This window comes from Pauljensenia sp. UMB3104 (assembly GCF_030217285.1).
Taxonomy (GTDB): Bacteria; Actinomycetota; Actinomycetes; order Actinomycetales; family Actinomycetaceae; genus Pauljensenia.
Genome location: NZ_JASONN010000626.1, coordinates 1 through 234, shown reverse-complemented (window position 1 = coordinate 234; position 234 = coordinate 1). Strand labels below are relative to the sequence as shown.

Annotated in this window: 1 pseudogene; it reads right to left on the bottom strand. The window is 59.8% G+C overall.

Annotated elements, in window-relative coordinates:
- Nucleotides 1–234 (bottom strand): annotated as a pseudogene (locus tag QP415_RS13045) (amidophosphoribosyltransferase); the annotation flags it as partial.

The window sequence follows — 234 nt, the reverse complement described above, 5'->3', positions numbered from 1 at the left end:
CGTTACGCCACGTATCCGCCCCCGTAGTCGCGTAGCGGACATGTCCGATGGCGACGTGGCCGGTCAGGCCTTGAAGGGTTTGTTCCGTGAACACCTGGTTCACCAAGCCTTGGTCTTTGTAGACCAGAATCTGAGAGCCGTTCGAGGTTGCGATACCGGCGGACTGCTGTCCTCGGTGTTGCAGAGCATATAGCGAGAAGTAGGTGAGTCGCGAAACGTCCTCACCGGGCGCCC